Annotated in this window: 12 protein-coding genes and 19 tRNA genes; 29 read left to right on the forward strand and 2 right to left on the reverse strand. The window is 44.4% G+C overall.

Translation table 11 applies throughout. The features are described from left to right. Positions 1–55: 55 nt before the first annotated feature. The 22 genes from pth to AC3CHU_RS12380 all read left to right on the forward strand — a co-directional run bounded on the left by pth (position 56) and on the right by AC3CHU_RS12380 (position 5,850). Positions 56–646: an aminoacyl-tRNA hydrolase gene (pth, locus tag AC3CHU_RS12275; RefSeq protein ID WP_010439162.1), complete on the forward strand. Its 591-nt coding sequence runs from the start codon at positions 56–58 to the stop codon at positions 644–646. Between the two features lie 10 nt (positions 647–656). After that, positions 657–1,748, forward strand: coding sequence for a redox-regulated ATPase YchF (gene ychF / locus AC3CHU_RS12280; RefSeq protein ID WP_026012356.1), 1,092 nt, complete (start codon positions 657–659; stop codon positions 1,746–1,748). Positions 1,749–2,028: 280 nt separating this feature from the next. Further along, positions 2,029–2,105: transfer RNA gene (locus tag AC3CHU_RS12285), tRNA-Met, on the forward strand. A 68-nt stretch (positions 2,106–2,173) separates the two neighbouring features. Further along, positions 2,174–2,258: transfer RNA gene (locus AC3CHU_RS12290), tRNA-Leu, on the forward strand. A gap of 29 nt (positions 2,259–2,287) precedes the next feature. Beyond that, positions 2,288–2,362, forward strand: a tRNA-Gln gene (locus AC3CHU_RS12295). A gap of 77 nt (positions 2,363–2,439) precedes the next feature. Next, positions 2,440–2,516 (forward strand) — tRNA-Met (locus AC3CHU_RS12300). 91 nt (positions 2,517–2,607) lie between these two features. Beyond that, positions 2,608–2,692, forward strand: a tRNA-Leu gene (locus AC3CHU_RS12305). Between the two features lie 29 nt (positions 2,693–2,721). Beyond that, positions 2,722–2,796 (forward strand) — tRNA-Gln (locus AC3CHU_RS12310). A gap of 87 nt (positions 2,797–2,883) precedes the next feature. Beyond that, positions 2,884–2,968 (forward strand) — tRNA-Leu (locus tag AC3CHU_RS12315). Between the two features lie 51 nt (positions 2,969–3,019). Further along, a tRNA-Met gene (locus AC3CHU_RS12320) sits at positions 3,020–3,096 on the forward strand. A 93-nt stretch (positions 3,097–3,189) separates the two neighbouring features. Next, positions 3,190–3,274 (forward strand) — tRNA-Leu (locus tag AC3CHU_RS12325). Positions 3,275–3,303: 29 nt separating this feature from the next. Continuing rightward, positions 3,304–3,378: transfer RNA gene (locus AC3CHU_RS12330), tRNA-Gln, on the forward strand. A gap of 87 nt (positions 3,379–3,465) precedes the next feature. Continuing rightward, a tRNA-Leu gene (locus AC3CHU_RS12335) sits at positions 3,466–3,550 on the forward strand. 29 nt (positions 3,551–3,579) lie between these two features. Next, positions 3,580–3,654: transfer RNA gene (locus tag AC3CHU_RS12340), tRNA-Gln, on the forward strand. Positions 3,655–3,722: 68 nt separating this feature from the next. After that, positions 3,723–3,807: transfer RNA gene (locus AC3CHU_RS12345), tRNA-Leu, on the forward strand. A gap of 29 nt (positions 3,808–3,836) precedes the next feature. Continuing rightward, a tRNA-Gln gene (locus tag AC3CHU_RS12350) sits at positions 3,837–3,911 on the forward strand. 68 nt (positions 3,912–3,979) lie between these two features. After that, positions 3,980–4,064: transfer RNA gene (locus AC3CHU_RS12355), tRNA-Leu, on the forward strand. Positions 4,065–4,093: 29 nt separating this feature from the next. Next, positions 4,094–4,168, forward strand: a tRNA-Gln gene (locus AC3CHU_RS12360). A gap of 87 nt (positions 4,169–4,255) precedes the next feature. Then, positions 4,256–4,340, forward strand: a tRNA-Leu gene (locus tag AC3CHU_RS12365). 51 nt (positions 4,341–4,391) lie between these two features. Further along, positions 4,392–4,468, forward strand: a tRNA-Met gene (locus AC3CHU_RS12370). A gap of 93 nt (positions 4,469–4,561) precedes the next feature. Then, positions 4,562–4,646: transfer RNA gene (locus tag AC3CHU_RS12375), tRNA-Leu, on the forward strand. Between the two features lie 157 nt (positions 4,647–4,803). After that, on the forward strand, positions 4,804–5,850 hold the full coding sequence (locus AC3CHU_RS12380; protein ID WP_488524637.1) for a lactonase family protein: 1,047 nt from the start codon (positions 4,804–4,806) through the stop codon (positions 5,848–5,850). Positions 5,851–5,921: 71 nt separating this feature from the next. Here AC3CHU_RS12380 and AC3CHU_RS12385 read toward each other — a convergent pair whose 3' ends face one another. Then, positions 5,922–7,097: a 2-octaprenyl-3-methyl-6-methoxy-1,4-benzoquinol hydroxylase gene (locus AC3CHU_RS12385; protein WP_488524638.1), complete on the reverse strand. Its 1,176-nt coding sequence runs from the start codon at positions 7,095–7,097 to the stop codon at positions 5,922–5,924. A 308-nt stretch (positions 7,098–7,405) separates the two neighbouring features. Here AC3CHU_RS12385 and miaB point away from each other — a divergent pair, with 308 nt between their 5' ends. From miaB to lnt, 5 genes are all read left to right on the forward strand, one after another. After that, positions 7,406–8,830: a tRNA (N6-isopentenyl adenosine(37)-C2)-methylthiotransferase MiaB gene (gene miaB, locus AC3CHU_RS12390; RefSeq protein ID WP_146457494.1), complete on the forward strand. Its 1,425-nt coding sequence runs from the start codon at positions 7,406–7,408 to the stop codon at positions 8,828–8,830. Between the two features lie 162 nt (positions 8,831–8,992). Continuing rightward, a complete protein-coding gene (locus AC3CHU_RS12395; protein ID WP_146457496.1) occupies positions 8,993–10,114 on the forward strand; it encodes a PhoH family protein in 1,122 nt (373 codons plus the stop codon). Beyond that, positions 10,115–10,576: an rRNA maturation RNase YbeY gene (ybeY, locus tag AC3CHU_RS12400; protein WP_065113503.1), complete on the forward strand. Its 462-nt coding sequence runs from the start codon at positions 10,115–10,117 to the stop codon at positions 10,574–10,576. 120 nt (positions 10,577–10,696) lie between these two features. Then, the gene (gene corC, locus AC3CHU_RS12405) at positions 10,697–11,587 is read left to right on the forward strand and encodes a CNNM family magnesium/cobalt transport protein CorC (protein WP_004735253.1); all 891 of its coding nucleotides are present in this window, start codon (positions 10,697–10,699) and stop codon (positions 11,585–11,587) included. Between the two features lie 32 nt (positions 11,588–11,619). Further along, positions 11,620–13,134 carry an apolipoprotein N-acyltransferase gene (gene lnt, locus AC3CHU_RS12410; protein WP_488524639.1) on the forward strand — a complete coding sequence of 505 codons (1,515 nt, stop codon included), beginning with the start codon at positions 11,620–11,622 and terminating at the stop codon, positions 13,132–13,134. 152 nt (positions 13,135–13,286) lie between these two features. On the opposite strand, the gene AC3CHU_RS12415 is transcribed toward lnt, so the two are convergent. After that, positions 13,287–13,757 (reverse strand): zinc ribbon-containing protein, encoded by a 471-nt coding sequence (locus AC3CHU_RS12415; protein ID WP_488524640.1) that lies wholly within the window; start codon positions 13,755–13,757, stop codon positions 13,287–13,289. A gap of 265 nt (positions 13,758–14,022) precedes the next feature. On the opposite strand from AC3CHU_RS12415, the gene leuS reads away from it, so the two are divergent. Next, entirely contained in the window at positions 14,023–16,599 is a 2,577-nt protein-coding gene (gene leuS, locus AC3CHU_RS12420) for a leucine--tRNA ligase (protein ID WP_488524641.1), read from the forward strand. 226 nt (positions 16,600–16,825) lie between these two features. Beyond that, positions 16,826–17,467 carry an LPS-assembly lipoprotein LptE gene (locus AC3CHU_RS12425; protein ID WP_488524642.1) on the forward strand — a complete coding sequence of 214 codons (642 nt, stop codon included), beginning with the start codon at positions 16,826–16,828 and terminating at the stop codon, positions 17,465–17,467. The last annotated feature ends 3 nt before the right edge of the window (positions 17,468–17,470 follow it).

Here is a 17,470-nt window from a genome sequence, read left to right on the forward strand (position 1 = left end):
TCATAAACTGTGATATCATACGGCGCTTTTTGAAATCCCAAGAGAGATCCATACCTTGAGCCAACAAATAAAACTTCTCGTTGGACTGGCTAATCCAGGTCCAGAATACGCCAAAACTCGCCACAATGCGGGTGCTTGGGTAGTTGAAGAATTAGCGCGTGTACATAACGTAACACTAAAGAACGAACCAAAGTTCTTTGGCCTAACGGGTCGTATCATGGTTCATGGTGAAGATCTTCGCTTGCTGATCCCAACGACTTTTATGAACTTGTCAGGCAAAGCTGTTGCTGCCTTAGCAAAGTTCTACCAAATTAAACCAGAAGAGATCATGGTCGCTCACGATGAGTTAGATCTTCCTCCAGGTATTGGAAAGTTTAAAAAAGGTGGTGGTCATGGTGGACATAATGGTCTGAAAGACATCATCAGCAAGCAGGGTAACAATAAAGAATTCTATCGTCTTAGATTAGGCATTGGCCATCCAGGACACAAAGATAAAGTTGCAGGTTATGTATTAGGCAAAGCTCCTGCGAAAGAGCAAGAGTGTATCGAGGCTGTCGTTGACGAATCGGTTCGTAGCCTAGACATCTTATTGAAAGATGGCCTACCAAAAGCACAAAATCGCTTACATACGTTCAAAGCAGAATAAGGTTTATATCATGGGTTTTAAATGTGGCATCGTTGGTCTACCAAACGTTGGTAAGTCAACTCTGTTTAACGCACTGACTAAAGCAGGCATCGAAGCAGCAAACTTTCCATTTTGTACGATCGAACCAAACACAGGTATCGTTCCGGTTCCAGATCTACGCTTAGATGCATTAGCAAAAATTGTTAATCCACAGAAGATCCTTCCAACGACAATGGAATTCGTAGATATCGCAGGCCTAGTTGCTGGCGCATCTAAAGGTGAAGGTCTAGGTAACAAATTCCTAGCTAACATCCGCGAAACTGATGCTATCGGTCACGTTGTACGCTGCTTTGAAAACGAAAACATCGTTCACGTTTCAGGCAAAGTATCTCCAATCGAAGATATCGAAGTGATCAACCTTGAGCTTGCTCTTGCCGATCTAGATAGCTGTGAACGTGCAATCTTCCGTAATGCTAAAAAAGCAAAAGGCGGAGATAAAGACGCTAAATTTGAAACTACAGTTCTTGAAAAGCTTCTACCTATCCTGACTGAAGGTGGTATGGCTCGTACTGTTGAACTTGGCAAAGAAGAAGTAGCAGCAATCGACTACCTTAACTTCCTAACGCTTAAGCCAACAATGTACATTGCAAACGTTGCTGAAGATGGTTTTGAAAACAACCCTTACCTAGACGCCGTTCGCGAATATGCAGAAAAAGAGAACAACGTTGTTGTTGCTGTGTGTGCTGCAATCGAATCTGAACTTTCTGAGCTTGACGATGAAGATCGTGAAGAGTTTCTAGCTGACATGGGTATTGAAGAACCAGGCCTTAACCGAGTGATCCGCTCTGGTTACGAGCTACTGACTCTTCAAACTTACTTTACTGCCGGTGTTAAAGAAGTTCGTGCTTGGACTATTCCTATCGGTGCAACAGCACCGCAAGCAGCTGGTAAGATCCACACCGACTTCGAGAAAGGTTTCATCCGTGCAGAAGTAGTTGGCTACGAACATTTCATCGAATTTGGCGGTGAAAGCGGAGCAAAAGATGCAGGTAAATGGCGTCTTGAAGGCAAAGAATACATCGTTAAAGATGGTGACGTAGTTCACTTCCGCTTCAACGTATAATTCTGATTAAACATCTAGAAAAAAGGCCAGTGAATTCACTGGCCTTTTTGTTTTCCCCCTTTAGAAATAGCCCCACATCCAAAACTTAACTTCCTATATATATCGCCTTTTAGACCTGTTTTTTGTCGACAAATACACCTCTTTGCCTAAAAAGAAACCGAACAGATGTTTATTCGCGATTTATTCAAAAAAAAAGTTGACGGGTTTCGCTCAACTCCGCATAATGCGCCCCGTTCACAACGAAGCGGCAACGTCTCGAAATGAGCAACAATTTGGAAATGGCTACTTAGCTCAGTTGGTTAGAGCACATCACTCATAATGATGGGGTCGCAGGTTCGAATCCCGCAGTAGCCACCATTTCCTAAGCACTCTGTTTGTTATTAAACATCTGTCTCTTAACAACAAAGAGTTTTTAGGAAAGTAAAGCGGTCGTGGCGGAATTGGTAGACGCACCAGATTTAGGTTCTGGCGCCGAGAGGTGTGAGAGTTCAAGTCTCTCCGACCGCACCATATTGAGATATCTTAATTGATATCATTGTTGGGCTATCGCCAAGCGGTAAGGCACTGGCTTTTGATGCCAGCATTCCCTGGTTCGAATCCAGGTAGCCCAGCCACAATTTAAAGTGTAATTATCTTTAAAAAGATAATGGCATTGGAAGCGAGATTATATTATATTACTTCGCTCTCAGATGGCTACTTAGCTCAGTTGGTTAGAGCACATCACTCATAATGATGGGGTCGCAGGTTCGAATCCCGCAGTAGCCACCATTCTTTCTTTATGAAAGAAGAACAAACAACGTTACTTAGACAAACCATAAGTCTTCTTAACTATACTCTTCGCTAGAGTAAAAGCTTTGCTGCGGTCGTGGCGGAATTGGTAGACGCACCAGATTTAGGTTCTGGCGCCGAGAGGTGTGAGAGTTCAAGTCTCTCCGACCGCACCATTATTTAGATGTCTTAATTGATATCCTGTTGGGCTATCGCCAAGCGGTAAGGCACTGGCTTTTGATGCCAGCATTCCCTGGTTCGAATCCAGGTAGCCCAGCCATTACAACGTTACTTAGACAAACCATAAGTCTTCTTAACTATATACTCTTCGCTAAGCTCTTTGCTTAGTAGAGAGGAAAGCTTTGCTGCGGTCGTGGCGGAATTGGTAGACGCACCAGATTTAGGTTCTGGCGCCGAGAGGTGTGAGAGTTCAAGTCTCTCCGACCGCACCATTATTTCTCTTTAATTAGAGATAAAATAGTGAATACATAAAATTCATTATTGGCTACTTAGCTCAGTTGGTTAGAGCACATCACTCATAATGATGGGGTCGCAGGTTCGAATCCCGCAGTAGCCACCATTCTTTCTTTATGAAAGAAAAAGTACAAACAACGTTATATTGAATCACCAATGTCGATATGACTATACTCTTCGCTAGAGTAAAAGCTTTGCTGCGGTCGTGGCGGAATTGGTAGACGCACCAGATTTAGGTTCTGGCGCCGAGAGGTGTGAGAGTTCAAGTCTCTCCGACCGCACCATTATTTAGATATCTTAAATGATATCCTGTTGGGCTATCGCCAAGCGGTAAGGCACTGGCTTTTGATGCCAGCATTCCCTGGTTCGAATCCAGGTAGCCCAGCCACTACAACGTTACTTAGACAAACCATAAGTCTTCTTAACTATATACTCTTCGCTAAGCTCTTTGCTTAGTAGAGAGGAAAGCTTTGCTGCGGTCGTGGCGGAATTGGTAGACGCACCAGATTTAGGTTCTGGCGCCGAGAGGTGTGAGAGTTCAAGTCTCTCCGACCGCACCATTATTTAGATATCTTAATTGATATCCTGTTGGGCTATCGCCAAGCGGTAAGGCACTGGCTTTTGATGCCAGCATTCCCTGGTTCGAATCCAGGTAGCCCAGCCATTACAACGTTACTTAGACAAACCATAAGTCTTCTTAACTATACTCTTTGCTAGAGTAAAAGCTTTGCTGCGGTCGTGGCGGAATTGGTAGACGCACCAGATTTAGGTTCTGGCGCCGAGAGGTGTGAGAGTTCAAGTCTCTCCGACCGCACCATTATTTAGATATCTTAATTGATATCCTGTTGGGCTATCGCCAAGCGGTAAGGCACTGGCTTTTGATGCCAGCATTCCCTGGTTCGAATCCAGGTAGCCCAGCCATTACAACGTTACTTAGACAAACCATAAGTCTTCTTAACTATACTCTTTGCTAGAGTAAAAGCTTTGCTGCGGTCGTGGCGGAATTGGTAGACGCACCAGATTTAGGTTCTGGCGCCGAGAGGTGTGAGAGTTCAAGTCTCTCCGACCGCACCATTATTTAGATGTCTTAATTGATATCCTGTTGGGCTATCGCCAAGCGGTAAGGCACTGGCTTTTGATGCCAGCATTCCCTGGTTCGAATCCAGGTAGCCCAGCCATTACAACGTTACTTAGACAAACCATAAGTCTTCTTAACTATATACTCTTCGCTAAGCTCTTTGCTTAGTAGAGAGGAAAGCTTTGCTGCGGTCGTGGCGGAATTGGTAGACGCACCAGATTTAGGTTCTGGCGCCGAGAGGTGTGAGAGTTCAAGTCTCTCCGACCGCACCATTATTTCTCTTTAATTAGAGATAAAATAGTGAATACATAAAATTCATTATTGGCTACTTAGCTCAGTTGGTTAGAGCACATCACTCATAATGATGGGGTCGCAGGTTCGAATCCCGCAGTAGCCACCATTCTTTCTTTATGAAAGAAAAAGTACAAACAACGTTATATTGAATCACCAATGTCGATATGACTATACTCTTCGCTAGAGTAAAAGCTTTGCTGCGGTCGTGGCGGAATTGGTAGACGCACCAGATTTAGGTTCTGGCGCCGAGAGGTGTGAGAGTTCAAGTCTCTCCGACCGCACCATCATTGAATGAAACCCAGCTTTTTAGCTGGGTTTTGTTTTATCTGGAATATGTAAATCTGCAAGCCAAGTCACCAAGTATTCTCTTCTATAACCTCACTTTTACTGCGATTTTATTAGACAATGTCTGCTCCATTTCCTAACTGAGTATGACTACCTATGAAAACCCTCCCTTTAACGATCGGTTGCTACACAGATTCTCCAAGTAATAGCCAAGGTGTCTATCAAACTCAGTTAGATCTAGAAACAGGAAAACTATTACCTCTAGAGCTTATTGCCGAATGTCATAACCCCTCTTTTATCACCGCGACAAAGTCTGGAATCTATACAGCAGCTGAGGTTGAGCAAAAGAAACAACCGAAGCTCATTCATATACCTAATGTTGACTCACAAATCACGTCCAATACAGGCCTCATCTCGGGGGATCACCCCTGCCACGTTGCGATAGATCCCCACAATAAGTTTGCTATTACATCGCAATACTCGTCAGGGACATTCGATATCTTTAGTTTAAGTATCAATGGTAATATCGATAAACGACTCAAAACTCTCAAAATGGTTGGCTCAGGGCCGAACAAAGAAAGACAAACTGGCCCACATGCTCATCAAAGCCTTTTCCTGAATAACTCTCCGCAGTTTGTTACCGTCGATCTCGGAGCCGATCGAATCAACTTCTATTGCTTCGACGAAGAACAAGAAGAATTCCTTGATGAGCCAATGCAGTCTATTAAAGTGCCAGCAGGGAATGGACCTCGTCACCTAGTCTTTAACCAAGCTGAAGATAAAGCCTATGTGGTGTGTGAGCTCTCGGAAACGATATTGATTTTGGAGAAGTCTTTAGGGCTGTGGAATATTGTGGAAGAGGTTGACGCACTTCCTAATACGGAGAAAGGAGAAGCCGCGGCTGCAATTAAGCTATCGCCAGATGAGCAATTCCTTTACGTATCTTGCCGACATCAATCAAGAATCAGTTGTTTTCGAATAGATTCAACTACTCAAAAGCTCATATTTATGGACAGTTACGATATTGAAGGCAAGTTCCCTCGCGACTTTCATATCACTAATGACGGACAATGGCTTATCTCCGCAAACCAGCACTCCAACAGCATCACCTCATTCACGCGTAACATTGAAGATGGTTCTCTGACCTATACCGGTTACTCGTTAGACCTTGATGCACCAGTTTGTGTCACTCAGCAACAATAAGCATTACAACAAAAACAAAAAAGGAGAGCATCGGCTCTCCTTCTCTATATAAACAACCTGATCTAACCGTTTTAAAGGCCCAAGGCGTATTTCAAGACTTGAGCTTTAATCGGCCCTGAGTTTTCTGCTAACTTTAGTGCAGCATTGCGGACAAACTTTAACGGGCCAATGTCATTACTGAACGTTTTATAGAAGAAGTCCATGCCACTTTGCATCATTAGATTGTCACCTCTTCTGATCACTTCATAGCGTCTCGCCACAGATTGATTCAATTCACCTTTCTCTTTGGTGATATCCAATAGTGCAGCCACATCTTTAAAGCCCAAGTTAACCCCCTGCCCTGCTAAAGGGTTAATCGTATGCGCTGAATCTCCGACTAAAATACAATTATTCTTCGAGTATGATTGAGCATGACGTCGTGTCAGAGGAAAAGATCCAGAATTCAATACCTTGATATCACCTAGCTCTTTAGGAAAGTTAGCGAGTACTTCATTACGCAGCTTTTCAGGGCTCATCGATGATAATTGTTTTATACGAGATGGGGAGTCATACCAAACCAACGATCCCTGCCCGACTTCTTGACCGTCAGAGGTTAGAGAACACAATGGCAAAAATGAACGAGGACCACTTGGTAGGAATTGCTGCCAAGTAATATCTTGTTGAGGCTGCTCGGTTTCGACATTGATAAGCATGCAGTGTTGTCGGTAATCCCACGCTGTAATACCAATTCCAGCTTGCTGACGAACGGCTGAGTTCGCGCCATCAGCCCCAACCACCCACTTCGCTGATAATTCAGCTCCTGATTGAAGCTTAACGATATTGGTTTCACCAAACTCAATCTCATCCAGCTTTTCTGGGCATAACAGTTCGAGATTGTCGTAGGCATCAAATTGAGACCATAATCCTAGTTGAATGAGCCTATTCTCAACGATATAGCCTAGACGGGGCAGATCCAGTGATGCAGCATCAAATCGAGTACGACACTCTGGATGCTCCCACGTTTCTAAACGCTTGTAAGAACACACGCGCATCGCTGCGATACTTTGCCACGCACCAAGACCTTCAAGTAAATCGACCGATGCTTGAGAAATCGCAGACACACGAGTATCCATCGCTTGTGACTCACCAAAAGCTTGTGGGGCAAAACCTTCGATCACCGCAACACTCAGCCCTTGCTTCGCAAAGCCGACCGCTGTTGCTGCGCCAACCATGCCGCCACCGACTACCACAATATCGTAACTGTTCATATTTTGTACTTATCAGTTTGATTCTTTGACTGTTTTTGATTGTACTTTTTCATAACTAACTTGTAACCAAAAACCTTATTCGAAAAAAGGGTTATCCCTTATGGTATATGGCGTTAACAATAATAAAAACCACTACATAAGAGATTTGTTCAGACTACTAGTCAGTCGGTTTTGAAACCAGTACAATACGCCGCTTGCCGCTAGAGCCAGTCATAAAATTGAATACCGAATTATGACAAACACTACTGGCGGATGAATAATGGGCGATTTGCTCCCTTAAATTAAACTAACGATCGAGCGAACATATAATGAGTAAGAAACTGCTAATTAAAACTTGGGGCTGTCAGATGAATGAATACGATTCATCAAAAATGGCCGACCTGCTTAACGCTGCAAATGGCTACGAGCTAACTGAAGTACCTGAGGAAGCAGACGTACTACTATTGAATACTTGTTCTATCCGCGAAAAAGCGCAAGAAAAAGTATTCCACCAGCTTGGTCGTTGGAAAACGCTTAAAGATAAAAAAGAAGGTGTAGTGATCGGTGTGGGTGGCTGTGTAGCAACTCAAGAAGGCGATCACATTCGTCAACGAGCACCGTACGTAGACGTTATCTTTGGCCCACAAACATTACACCGTCTGCCAGAGATGATTAAGTCATCACTGTCTAACGAAAAGCCAGTAATGGATATCTCATTCCCTGAGATCGAAAAGTTCGATAACTTGCCGGAACCTAAAGCAGACGGTGCAACAGCCTACGTTTCTATCATGGAAGGCTGCTCTAAGTACTGTACTTACTGTGTTGTTCCATATACTCGTGGTGAAGAAGTTAGCCGTCCAATGGATGATGTGCTCTACGAAGTTGCACAACTGGCAGAGCAAGGCGTACGTGAAGTAAACCTACTAGGCCAAAACGTAAACGCATTCCGTGGCCCTACTTACGAAGGCGACATCTGCACATTTGCAGAACTACTTCGCCTAGTTGCGTCTATCGATGGTATCGACCGTATTCGTTTCACTACAAGCCACCCGCTTGAATTTGGTGATGACATCATTGAAGTTTACAAAGATACGCCAGAGCTAGTGAGCTTCTTACACTTGCCTGTACAAAGTGGTAGTGACCGTATTCTTACGATGATGAAACGCCCGCATACGGCAATCGAGTACAAGTCTATTATCCGCAAACTTCGTAAAGCTCGTCCTGATATTCAAATCAGCTCTGACTTTATTGTTGGTTTCCCTGGTGAATCTAAGCAAGACTTCCAAGATACAATGAAGCTAATTAAAGAAGTTGATTTCGATATGAGCTTCAGCTTTGTTTTCTCTCCTCGTCCAGGTACACCTGCCGCAGATTACCCATGTGATGTACCAGCACAAGAGAAGAAAGATCGCCTGTGGGAGCTGCAACAGACAGTCAACACACAAGCTATGCGTTTCTCTCGCCTAATGCTAGGCACAGAGCAGCGTATCCTTGTTGAAGGTCCATCAAGAAAGAATCTAATGGAACTGCGTGGCCGTACTGAAAACAGCCGTGTTGTGAACTTCGAAGGTTCTGCAGACCTAATCGGTCAGTTCGTAGACGTGAAGATCACTGAGGTTTACACCAACTCACTACGTGGTGAGCTAGTTCGCACAGAAAAAGACATGGGTCTACGCGTTGTAATGTCTCCAGCAGAAATGATGGAAAAAACAAAACGTGAAGACGAGCTAGGTGTAGCCACGTTTACGCCATAGGTAATACAACTGTTTGAGCACAAAGCTCAAACACAAAGCTTGAAATTACCTAACTAAGTGACCATCTTAGAAATAGGGAATCACCATCAGAAGCCCGGTCTAAATCGGGCTTCTTGCTCTTTTTTTTATTTAAGAGTGAGTGGCACAAAATGAGAGGCTAATTTGAGCAATAAAATCGTTACCTTAGAGATAAATCTAGAGCCAGCAGACAACAAGCGCTTGGCAAGTTTATGCGGACCATTTGACGACAACATCAAGCACCTTGAGCGTCGTCTGGGTGTTGAGATTAATTACCGTAGCAACTTTTTCACCATTGTCGGTAAGCCTCACACAACTGCCGCAGCTTTAGACATCATCAAACACCTCTATGTTGAAACGGCTCCAGTTAAAGGCAACATAATCGATATCGAACCAGAGCAAGTACATCTGGCGGTCACTGAGTCTGGCATTTTGGAGCAACACGTCGAGTCTGAAATCGACTACGGCAAAGAAGTGACCATTAAGACTAAAAAAGGCGTCATCAAACCACGCACACCCAATCAAGCTCAATACCTAATGAACATGGTAACTCATGACATCACCTTTGGTATTGGACCTGCTGGTACTGGTAAAACATACTTAGCTGTTGCGGCTGCGGTTGATGCACTTGAACGCCAAGAGGTTCGCCGAATTCTGCTGACTCGCCCTGCAGTTGAAGCCGGTGAGAAGCTTGGTTTCCTACCGGGTGATTTAAGCCAAAAAGTAGACCCATATTTGCGTCCACTTTACGATGCACTGTTTGAGATGCTTGGCTTCGAGCGTGTTGAAAAGCTGATTGAGCGCAACGTGATTGAAGTTGCGCCACTGGCTTACATGCGTGGTCGTACATTAAATGATGCGTTTATCATTCTTGATGAGAGCCAAAACACCACGGTAGAACAGATGAAGATGTTCTTAACCCGTATCGGTTTTAACTCACGCGCTGTGATCACTGGTGATATTACACAAATCGATTTACCTCGTGGAGCTAAGTCAGGTCTACGTCATGCAACTGAAGTACTCAACGAAGTGGATGACATTAGCTTTAACTTCTTCATCTCTGAAGACGTCGTTCGCCACCCTGTCGTTGCTCGTATCGTCAATGCGTACGAGAAGTGGGAAGCAAAAGACCAGAAAGAGCGCAAAGAGTTTGAAAAGCGCAAACGTGAAGAGCGTGAAGCCAAACTTCTTGAAGCTCAGCAAGCCGTTACGACACAATTAGCAACACAAAATAGCTCTGTAATTACAGAACAAGGTGATAAATAGATGTCTATTGAACTAGACCTGCAAATAGCGGTCGAAAATGAGCAAGGACTTCCAACTGAGCAAGATATTCAGCTTTGGTTAGATAAGACAATTCCTCAGTTTCAAGAGAATGCCGAGCTCACCGTTCGTATTGTTGATACAGAAGAGAGCCACCAGCTCAATCATGACTATCGTGGAAAAGATAAGCCAACTAACGTGCTGTCTTTCCCATTTGAAGCACCACCAGGAATGGAATTAGATCTACTGGGTGACCTCATTATTTGCCGCCAAGTTGTCGAAAAAGAAGCAGAAGAGCAAAATAAGCCTCTGCTAGCACACTGGGCTCATATGGTTGTACATGGCAGTCTGCATCTGCTAGGTTATGATCATATCGAAGATGATGAAGCTGAAGAGATGGAGTCACTCGAGACAGAAATCATGCAAACTATGGGGTTTGAAGACCCGTATATTCTAGAAAAGTAAATTGATTCTAGTAAAGTAGGTTGCAGAGAAACAATAACTCATCGAACCTGTGATTTTCGCAGGAATCTGAGTTGTAACGTGTGCTATCACACTTCTGATAGCGTTATTTTTTGAGAAATCATGAACGAAGGTAACCCCCCCACTTCTGAGGGAAGTAAAAAATCTGAAGGTCCGAGTAGAAAGTCCTTCTTTGAACGCCTAGGCCAACTATTTCAAGGTGAAGTAAAAGATCGCCAAGAGCTCGTAGATGTAATCCGCGACTCAGAAATTAATGACCTAATTGACCACGACACACGCGACATGCTCGAGGGTGTTATGGAAATTTCAGAGATGCGAGTACGCGATATCATGCTGCCTCGCTCTCAAATGGTTACAGTTGAACGCACCGATGATTTAGATACATTGATTGCGCTTATTACTGATGCTCAACACTCTCGCTACCCAGTGATCAGTGAAGATAAAGACCATGTTGAAGGCATTCTATTAGCGAAGGACCTACTTAAGTATTTGGGTTCAGAAAGTGCCCCATTTGATATCGAACAAGTGATTCGCCCTGTCGTGGTTGTTCCTGAAAGTAAGCGAGTTGATCGCCTGCTCAAGGAGTTCCAAGAAGAGCGTTACCACATGTCTATTGTTGTCGATGAGTTTGGCGGTGTTTCTGGCCTGGTAACCATTGAAGATATCCTCGAAGAAATCGTTGGTGAAATTGAAGACGAGTTCGACGATGAAGAAGAGCTAGATATTCGTAAGCTGAGTAAGCATACCTATTCGGTTAAAGCTTTAACCACCATTGAAGAGTTCAACGATACGTTTAACACTTCCTTCAGTGATGATGAAGTCGATACTGTGGGTGGTATGGTAATGACAGCACTCGGTCATCTGCCTGTTCGTGGCGAAATTGTAGAAATCGGAAACTACCATTTCAAAATAACATCAGCAGATAACCGTCGTGTGATTCAGCTACAGGTAACCATCCCTGACGAGCAGCCTCTTCCGACTATCGAAGAATAACAACTTCTCTCTAAAGAGATGACAGAAATTAGATGACTAAGACCTTTATTCATCGCCTATTACGGCCGCTTGCGGCCGTTTTTGTTGGCGCTATAACAACCCTTTCATTCGCTCCATATTCAATATGGCCTCTTGCTATTCTCAGCCCAGCTTTGTTGCTGTTACTGATCCACAACCGTTCTACTAAAAGTGCGCTTTGGATTGGTTACGCATGGGGCTTAGGCCAATTCACGACTGGTATTAGTTGGGTATACGTCAGTATTGATGGCTTTGGCGGAATGCCTCTGGCTGCCAATTTATTCTTAATGGCATTGCTTGTCGGTTATCTTTCGGTCTACTCCGGCCTATTTACTTGGAGTTTAAACAAGTACTTCCCTGCTAATAACCTAAGCCGCTTTTTCCTCGCGGCTCCTGCATTGTGGTTAATCAGTGATTGGCTGCGTGGTTGGGTAATGACTGGCTTCCCGTGGTTATGGCTAGGTTACAGCCAAATCGATTCACCATTAGGTTCATTTGCACCGATTGGCGGCGTAGAGCTAGTAACTCTAGCGATCATTGTTTCAGCCTCTGCATTCGCTTATGCGATTGTTAACAGGGCATGGAGTATCGCTATTATTCCCGCTGTCGTATTTTGCGCTGGCTTTGGTATTCGCAACATCGATTGGGTCACGCCGAACCCTGAAAAAACAACGTCAGTCGTCTTAATACAAGGCAACGTCGATCAAGACAGCAAATGGCTGCCGAGTCATCGCTGGCCAACCATGATGAAGTACACCGACCTAAGCAGAGAAAATTGGGGAGCGGATATCATCATCTGGCCTGAAGCGGCTATTCCAGCATTCGAAGTTGAGATCCCATCTTTCCTACGTAACTTAGATAGCGCAGCGAAGATGAACAACAGCTCGATCATTACTGGTGTGCTTAACCAGTCTGAAGATAAGAAATACTACAACAGTGTTCTTTCTCTTGGTGTTAATCCATATGGTGAGTACAGCTACGATCCAGACGAACGCTACCATAAACACCACCTGTTACCGTTTGGTGAGTTTGTTCCGTTTGAAGATATCCTGCGCCCATTAGCACCTTTCTTTAATTTGCCAATGTCATCATTTAGCCGTGGCGACTTTGTTCAACCAAACATCGTGGCAAATGGACGTCATCTAGCACCGGCGCTTTGTTATGAGATCATCTTTAATGACCAAGTTAGGCAGAACGTAACAGATGAAACTGACTTTATCTTAACACTCTCTAACGATGCGTGGTTTGGTCGTTCTATTGGCCCGTTGCAACATATGGAAATCGCACAGATGCGTGCTCTGGAGCTGGGTAAGCCGCTGATTCGCTCCACCAACAATGGTGTAACGGCAGTAACGGATCACAAAGGCAGGATCATCAAGCAAATACCGCAGTTTGAAACCGCAGTATTGAAAGCTGAACTCATTTCAACGGATGGTCAAACCCCTTATCACGTGGTCGGTACTTGGCCACTGTATATCTGGGCGTTGCTTAGTTTGGTAGCTGGCTGGTTTATGAGAAGAAAAGACTAGATTCGAGATTCGAGATTCGAGATTCGAGATTCGAGATTCGAGATTCGAGATTCGAGATTCGAGATTCGACGGAAAGTTGTTGAGGGTTGGCTGATTCAGTCAACCCTTTTTATTACTACGGTGTAAAGTTGAAGATGCTATGCCGCCAGTATTTACGGCTTAAGCGCTTTGCGGCTAAACCCTGTCGAGCCACATTTAATACACGGAATAATCGTCGTTGGGTGGTTATATTCGGTTTGATGCCCACACTCATCACAGACAAGTGTCCCGAGCCCAATAACCTCATCAGCTTGATACAAGCCTTGATGTTCTAAGTCTTGAAACAGTTCAACCCATTCAACCTTAGTGCGATCAGTGATATCCAAGAGTCCTTGCCAAATAGAATCTGTGATCATTAAATAAAATGAACCACCTTTACTCTCTTCATAACTTTCGGAAAACTCTTTTAAGTCCGACTTCACGTAGGCAGAGATCAATGAGAGCTCATCTTTGGTCATATCATTGGCTGCTTTCGCATATTTACCTGACGTTTCTATTTTGTTGTTAAGCTCTTCAGGACTATGCTTCAGCGTTTCTATCACCTCTTCGACGACTTCTTCATAGAGTGCTTTTTTCTTCGGCATAACGACCTCCTTAAGATGACCAAGCTTTATCTTAGTGAACTGACCTTAAGTGAAGCGACCAGTCCCTAACAAACAAATGCAATTCATACCCTTAAGTATAGCTGTCCTAAGTAATTTGGTTGAATTTACGCAATCAACCGTGCTGCAACTGCAAGTATGAAGGGTATAACTATTGTTGTACTAAGCTCCTTTAGGTATTCTATGACGATCTGTAAGATTCTGTTCTAACCGAACTCACAAATTCCAAGATAACCGGATACCATCGATGCAAGAACAATATAACCCGCAAGAGATTGAACAAAAGGTTCAACAACACTGGGATGACAGCGAGACTTTCGTTGTAAGTGAAGACCCAAATAAAGAAAAATTCTACTGTCTTTCTATGTTCCCGTACCCAAGTGGCCGACTGCATATGGGTCACGTGCGTAACTACACCATCGGTGATGTGGTATCTCGTTTCCAACGTCTACAAGGCAAAAACGTAATGCAACCAATCGGTTGGGATGCATTCGGCCTACCTGCAGAAAATGCAGCTGTAAAAAACAACACAGCGCCTGCACCGTGGACTTACGAAAACATCGAATACATGAAAAACCAGCTTAAACTTTTAGGCTTTGGTTACGACTGGAAACGTGAATTCGCAACGTGTACTCCTGAGTACTACCGTTGGGAACAAGAGTTCTTCACTAAACTTTACGAACAAGGCCTAGTTTACAAGAAGACTTCTTCTGTTAACTGGTGTCCAAACGACCAAACTGTACTAGCGAACGAGCAAGTAGAAGACGGTTGCTGCTGGCGTTGTGACACTCCAGTAGAACAAAAGAAGATCCCACAGTGGTTCATTAAGATCACTGAATACGCTCAAGAGCTACTAGACGACCTAGACAACCTAGAAGGTTGGCCTGAAATGGTGAAAACCATGCAGCGTAACTGGATCGGCCGCTCTGAAGGTGTTGAGCTGTCTTTCGCTGTTAACGGTGAAGAAGCGCCACTAGAAGTGTACACAACACGTCCAGACACACTAATGGGTGTTTCTTACGTTGGTATAGCTGCAGGTCACCCTCTTGCAGAGAAAGCATCACAGAACAACCCTGAGCTTGCAGCATTCGTTGAAGAATGTCGTAACACCAAAGTGGCTGAAGCTGAACTAGCAACGATGGAAAAGAAAGGTATGGATACTGGCCTAACGGCTATCCACCCTCTTAACGGTCGTGTTGTTCCTGTTTACGTAGCGAACTTCGTTCTTATGGACTACGGCACAGGTGCGGTAATGGCGGTTCCCGCTCACGATCAACGTGACTACGAATTCGCAACTAAGTACGGCATCGATATCATCCCAGTAATCAAACCTGAAGACGGTTCTGAGCTAGATGTGTCTGAAGCGGCTTACACTGAGAAAGGTGTACTGTTCGATTCTGGCGAATTCGATGGTCTTGCGTTCCAAGAAGCATTCGATGCAATTGCTGCGAAGCTTGAAGCAGAAGGCAAAGGTAAGAAGACTGTAAACTTCCGTCTGCGTGACTGGGGTGTATCTCGTCAGCGTTACTGGGGTGCTCCAATCCCAATGGTAACCACTGAAGACGGTGAAGTTCACCCAGTACCAGCAGACCAACTGCCAGTCATTCTTCCAGAAGACGTGGTAATGGATGGCGTAACTAGCCCAATCAAGGCAGATAAATCTTGGGCTGAAACAACATTCAATGGCGAACCAGCGCTACGTGAAACTGATACGTTCGATACGTTCATGGAATCTTCATGGTACTACGCACGTTACTGTTCACCACAAGCTGACGACATTCTAGATCCAGAGAAAGCAAACTACTGGTTGCCAGTTGACCAATACGTTGGTGGTATCGAGCACGCATGTATGCACCTGCTTTACTCTCGTTTCTTCCACAAGTTGCTACGCGATGCGGGTTACGTGACATCTGATGAACCGTTCAAGCAGCTTCTATGTCAAGGCATGGTTCTGGCTGATGCGTTCTACCACACGAACGAGAAAGGCACGAAAGAGTGGATTGCTCCAACTGACGTGACTATCGACCGTGACGCGAAAGGTCGCATTGAAAAAGCTGTAGACAACCAAGGCCGCGACGTTGAGCACTCAGGCATGATCAAAATGTCTAAGTCTAAAAACAACGGTATAGACCCACAAGAGATGGTAGACAAGTACGGTGCTGATACAGTACGTCTATTCATGATGTTTGCATCACCTGCAGATATGACGCTTGAGTGGCAAGAGTCTGGCGTTGAAGGTGCAAACCGCTTCCTTAAGCGTGTTTGGAAACTGGTTCACGCTCACTCTGCTAAGGGTGCGGCTGAAGCTGTTGACGCTTCTGCGCTATCTGGTGACCAGAAAGCACTTCGTCGTGATATTCACAAGACTATCGCGAAAGTAACGGACGATATCGGCCGTCGCCAAACGTTCAACACAGCCATCGCTGCAATCATGGAACTGATGAACAAGCTAGCGAAAGCACCTCAAGAATCTGTACAAGATCGTGCAATCCTTGATGAAGCGCTAAAAGCGGTAGTACGCATGCTTTACCCAATGACTCCACACATCTCTTACGAAATGTGGATTGCTCTGGGTGAATCAAACGTAGACTCAGCAACATGGCCAACGTTTGACGAGAAAGCACTAGTTGAAGACGAGAAGACTATCGTTGTCATGATCAACGGTAAGCTACGAGCGAAACTAGCGGTTGCAGCTGACGCGACAGAAGAGCAAGTTCGTGAACTTGGTCTAAACGATGAAAACGCTATGAAGTTCCTAGATGGCTTAACGATTCGTAAAGTTATCTTCGTACCTGGTAAACTTTTAAACATCGTAGCTAACTAATATTTGCTAGCTAACATTGGCAAACTAACAGTTGCAGATTAAAGCGAACCAGCTTTAGTCTGCACATATAACTGCTGAAGCGAACTTATTTTGTTTTCAGCAGTCTTTAGACAGGGTGCGACATCGCCCTGTCTACTTATTTAAGCGCTTTAGATTCATAGCTCAACAATTCTAACGAATTAAAGCCTTTAAATAAGTATTCTACCTTCATGAGAGCCATCAAATAATGCGCCTGATTTCACTATCTTCATTGAAAGTTACTGTTGTTGTTTTAACCGTTAGCCTACTGAGTGCCTGTGGTTTCCACCTACGTGGTGATTACTCCGTACCAGAAGAGCTCAACAAGATCTCTGTGACCAGTTACGACCAATACAGTACGTTCACACGTATGATGAAAGGCCAGCTGCGTATGAATGATGTAGAAATTGTGCCACCGGCTGAGAACACACCTAACTTGCACATTATTAGTGAGGGTGTTGGCGAACGAACTTTATCTCTTTATCAGAATACTCGAGCAGCAGAAATTGAGCTGACGTTCTACGCTTCATATCGAGTGACCATTCCCGATCTAGGTTCAAAAACATTCTCAACCAGCGTGACTCGTAGTTACCTAGATAACCCGCTAACGGCACTCGCAAAATCGGTTGAGCGCGACATGATTGAAGATGAAATGCGTAAGCTTGCAACAAGCCAAATTCTTCGTCAGATGGCTCGACTAAAAGCGAACATTTCAGCTGATAGTATGAACCTAGACCAGCTTGAACAGGTTCAAGTGAAAGAGCTTGAGAAACAATACAACATCAAGAATGTCGAAATAGATCCAAGTTCTACGGAAACGACAGAGCCCGTCGAATCAGCTGAACAATAGGTT

This window comes from Vibrio sp. QJM3NY_39 (assembly GCF_057785895.1).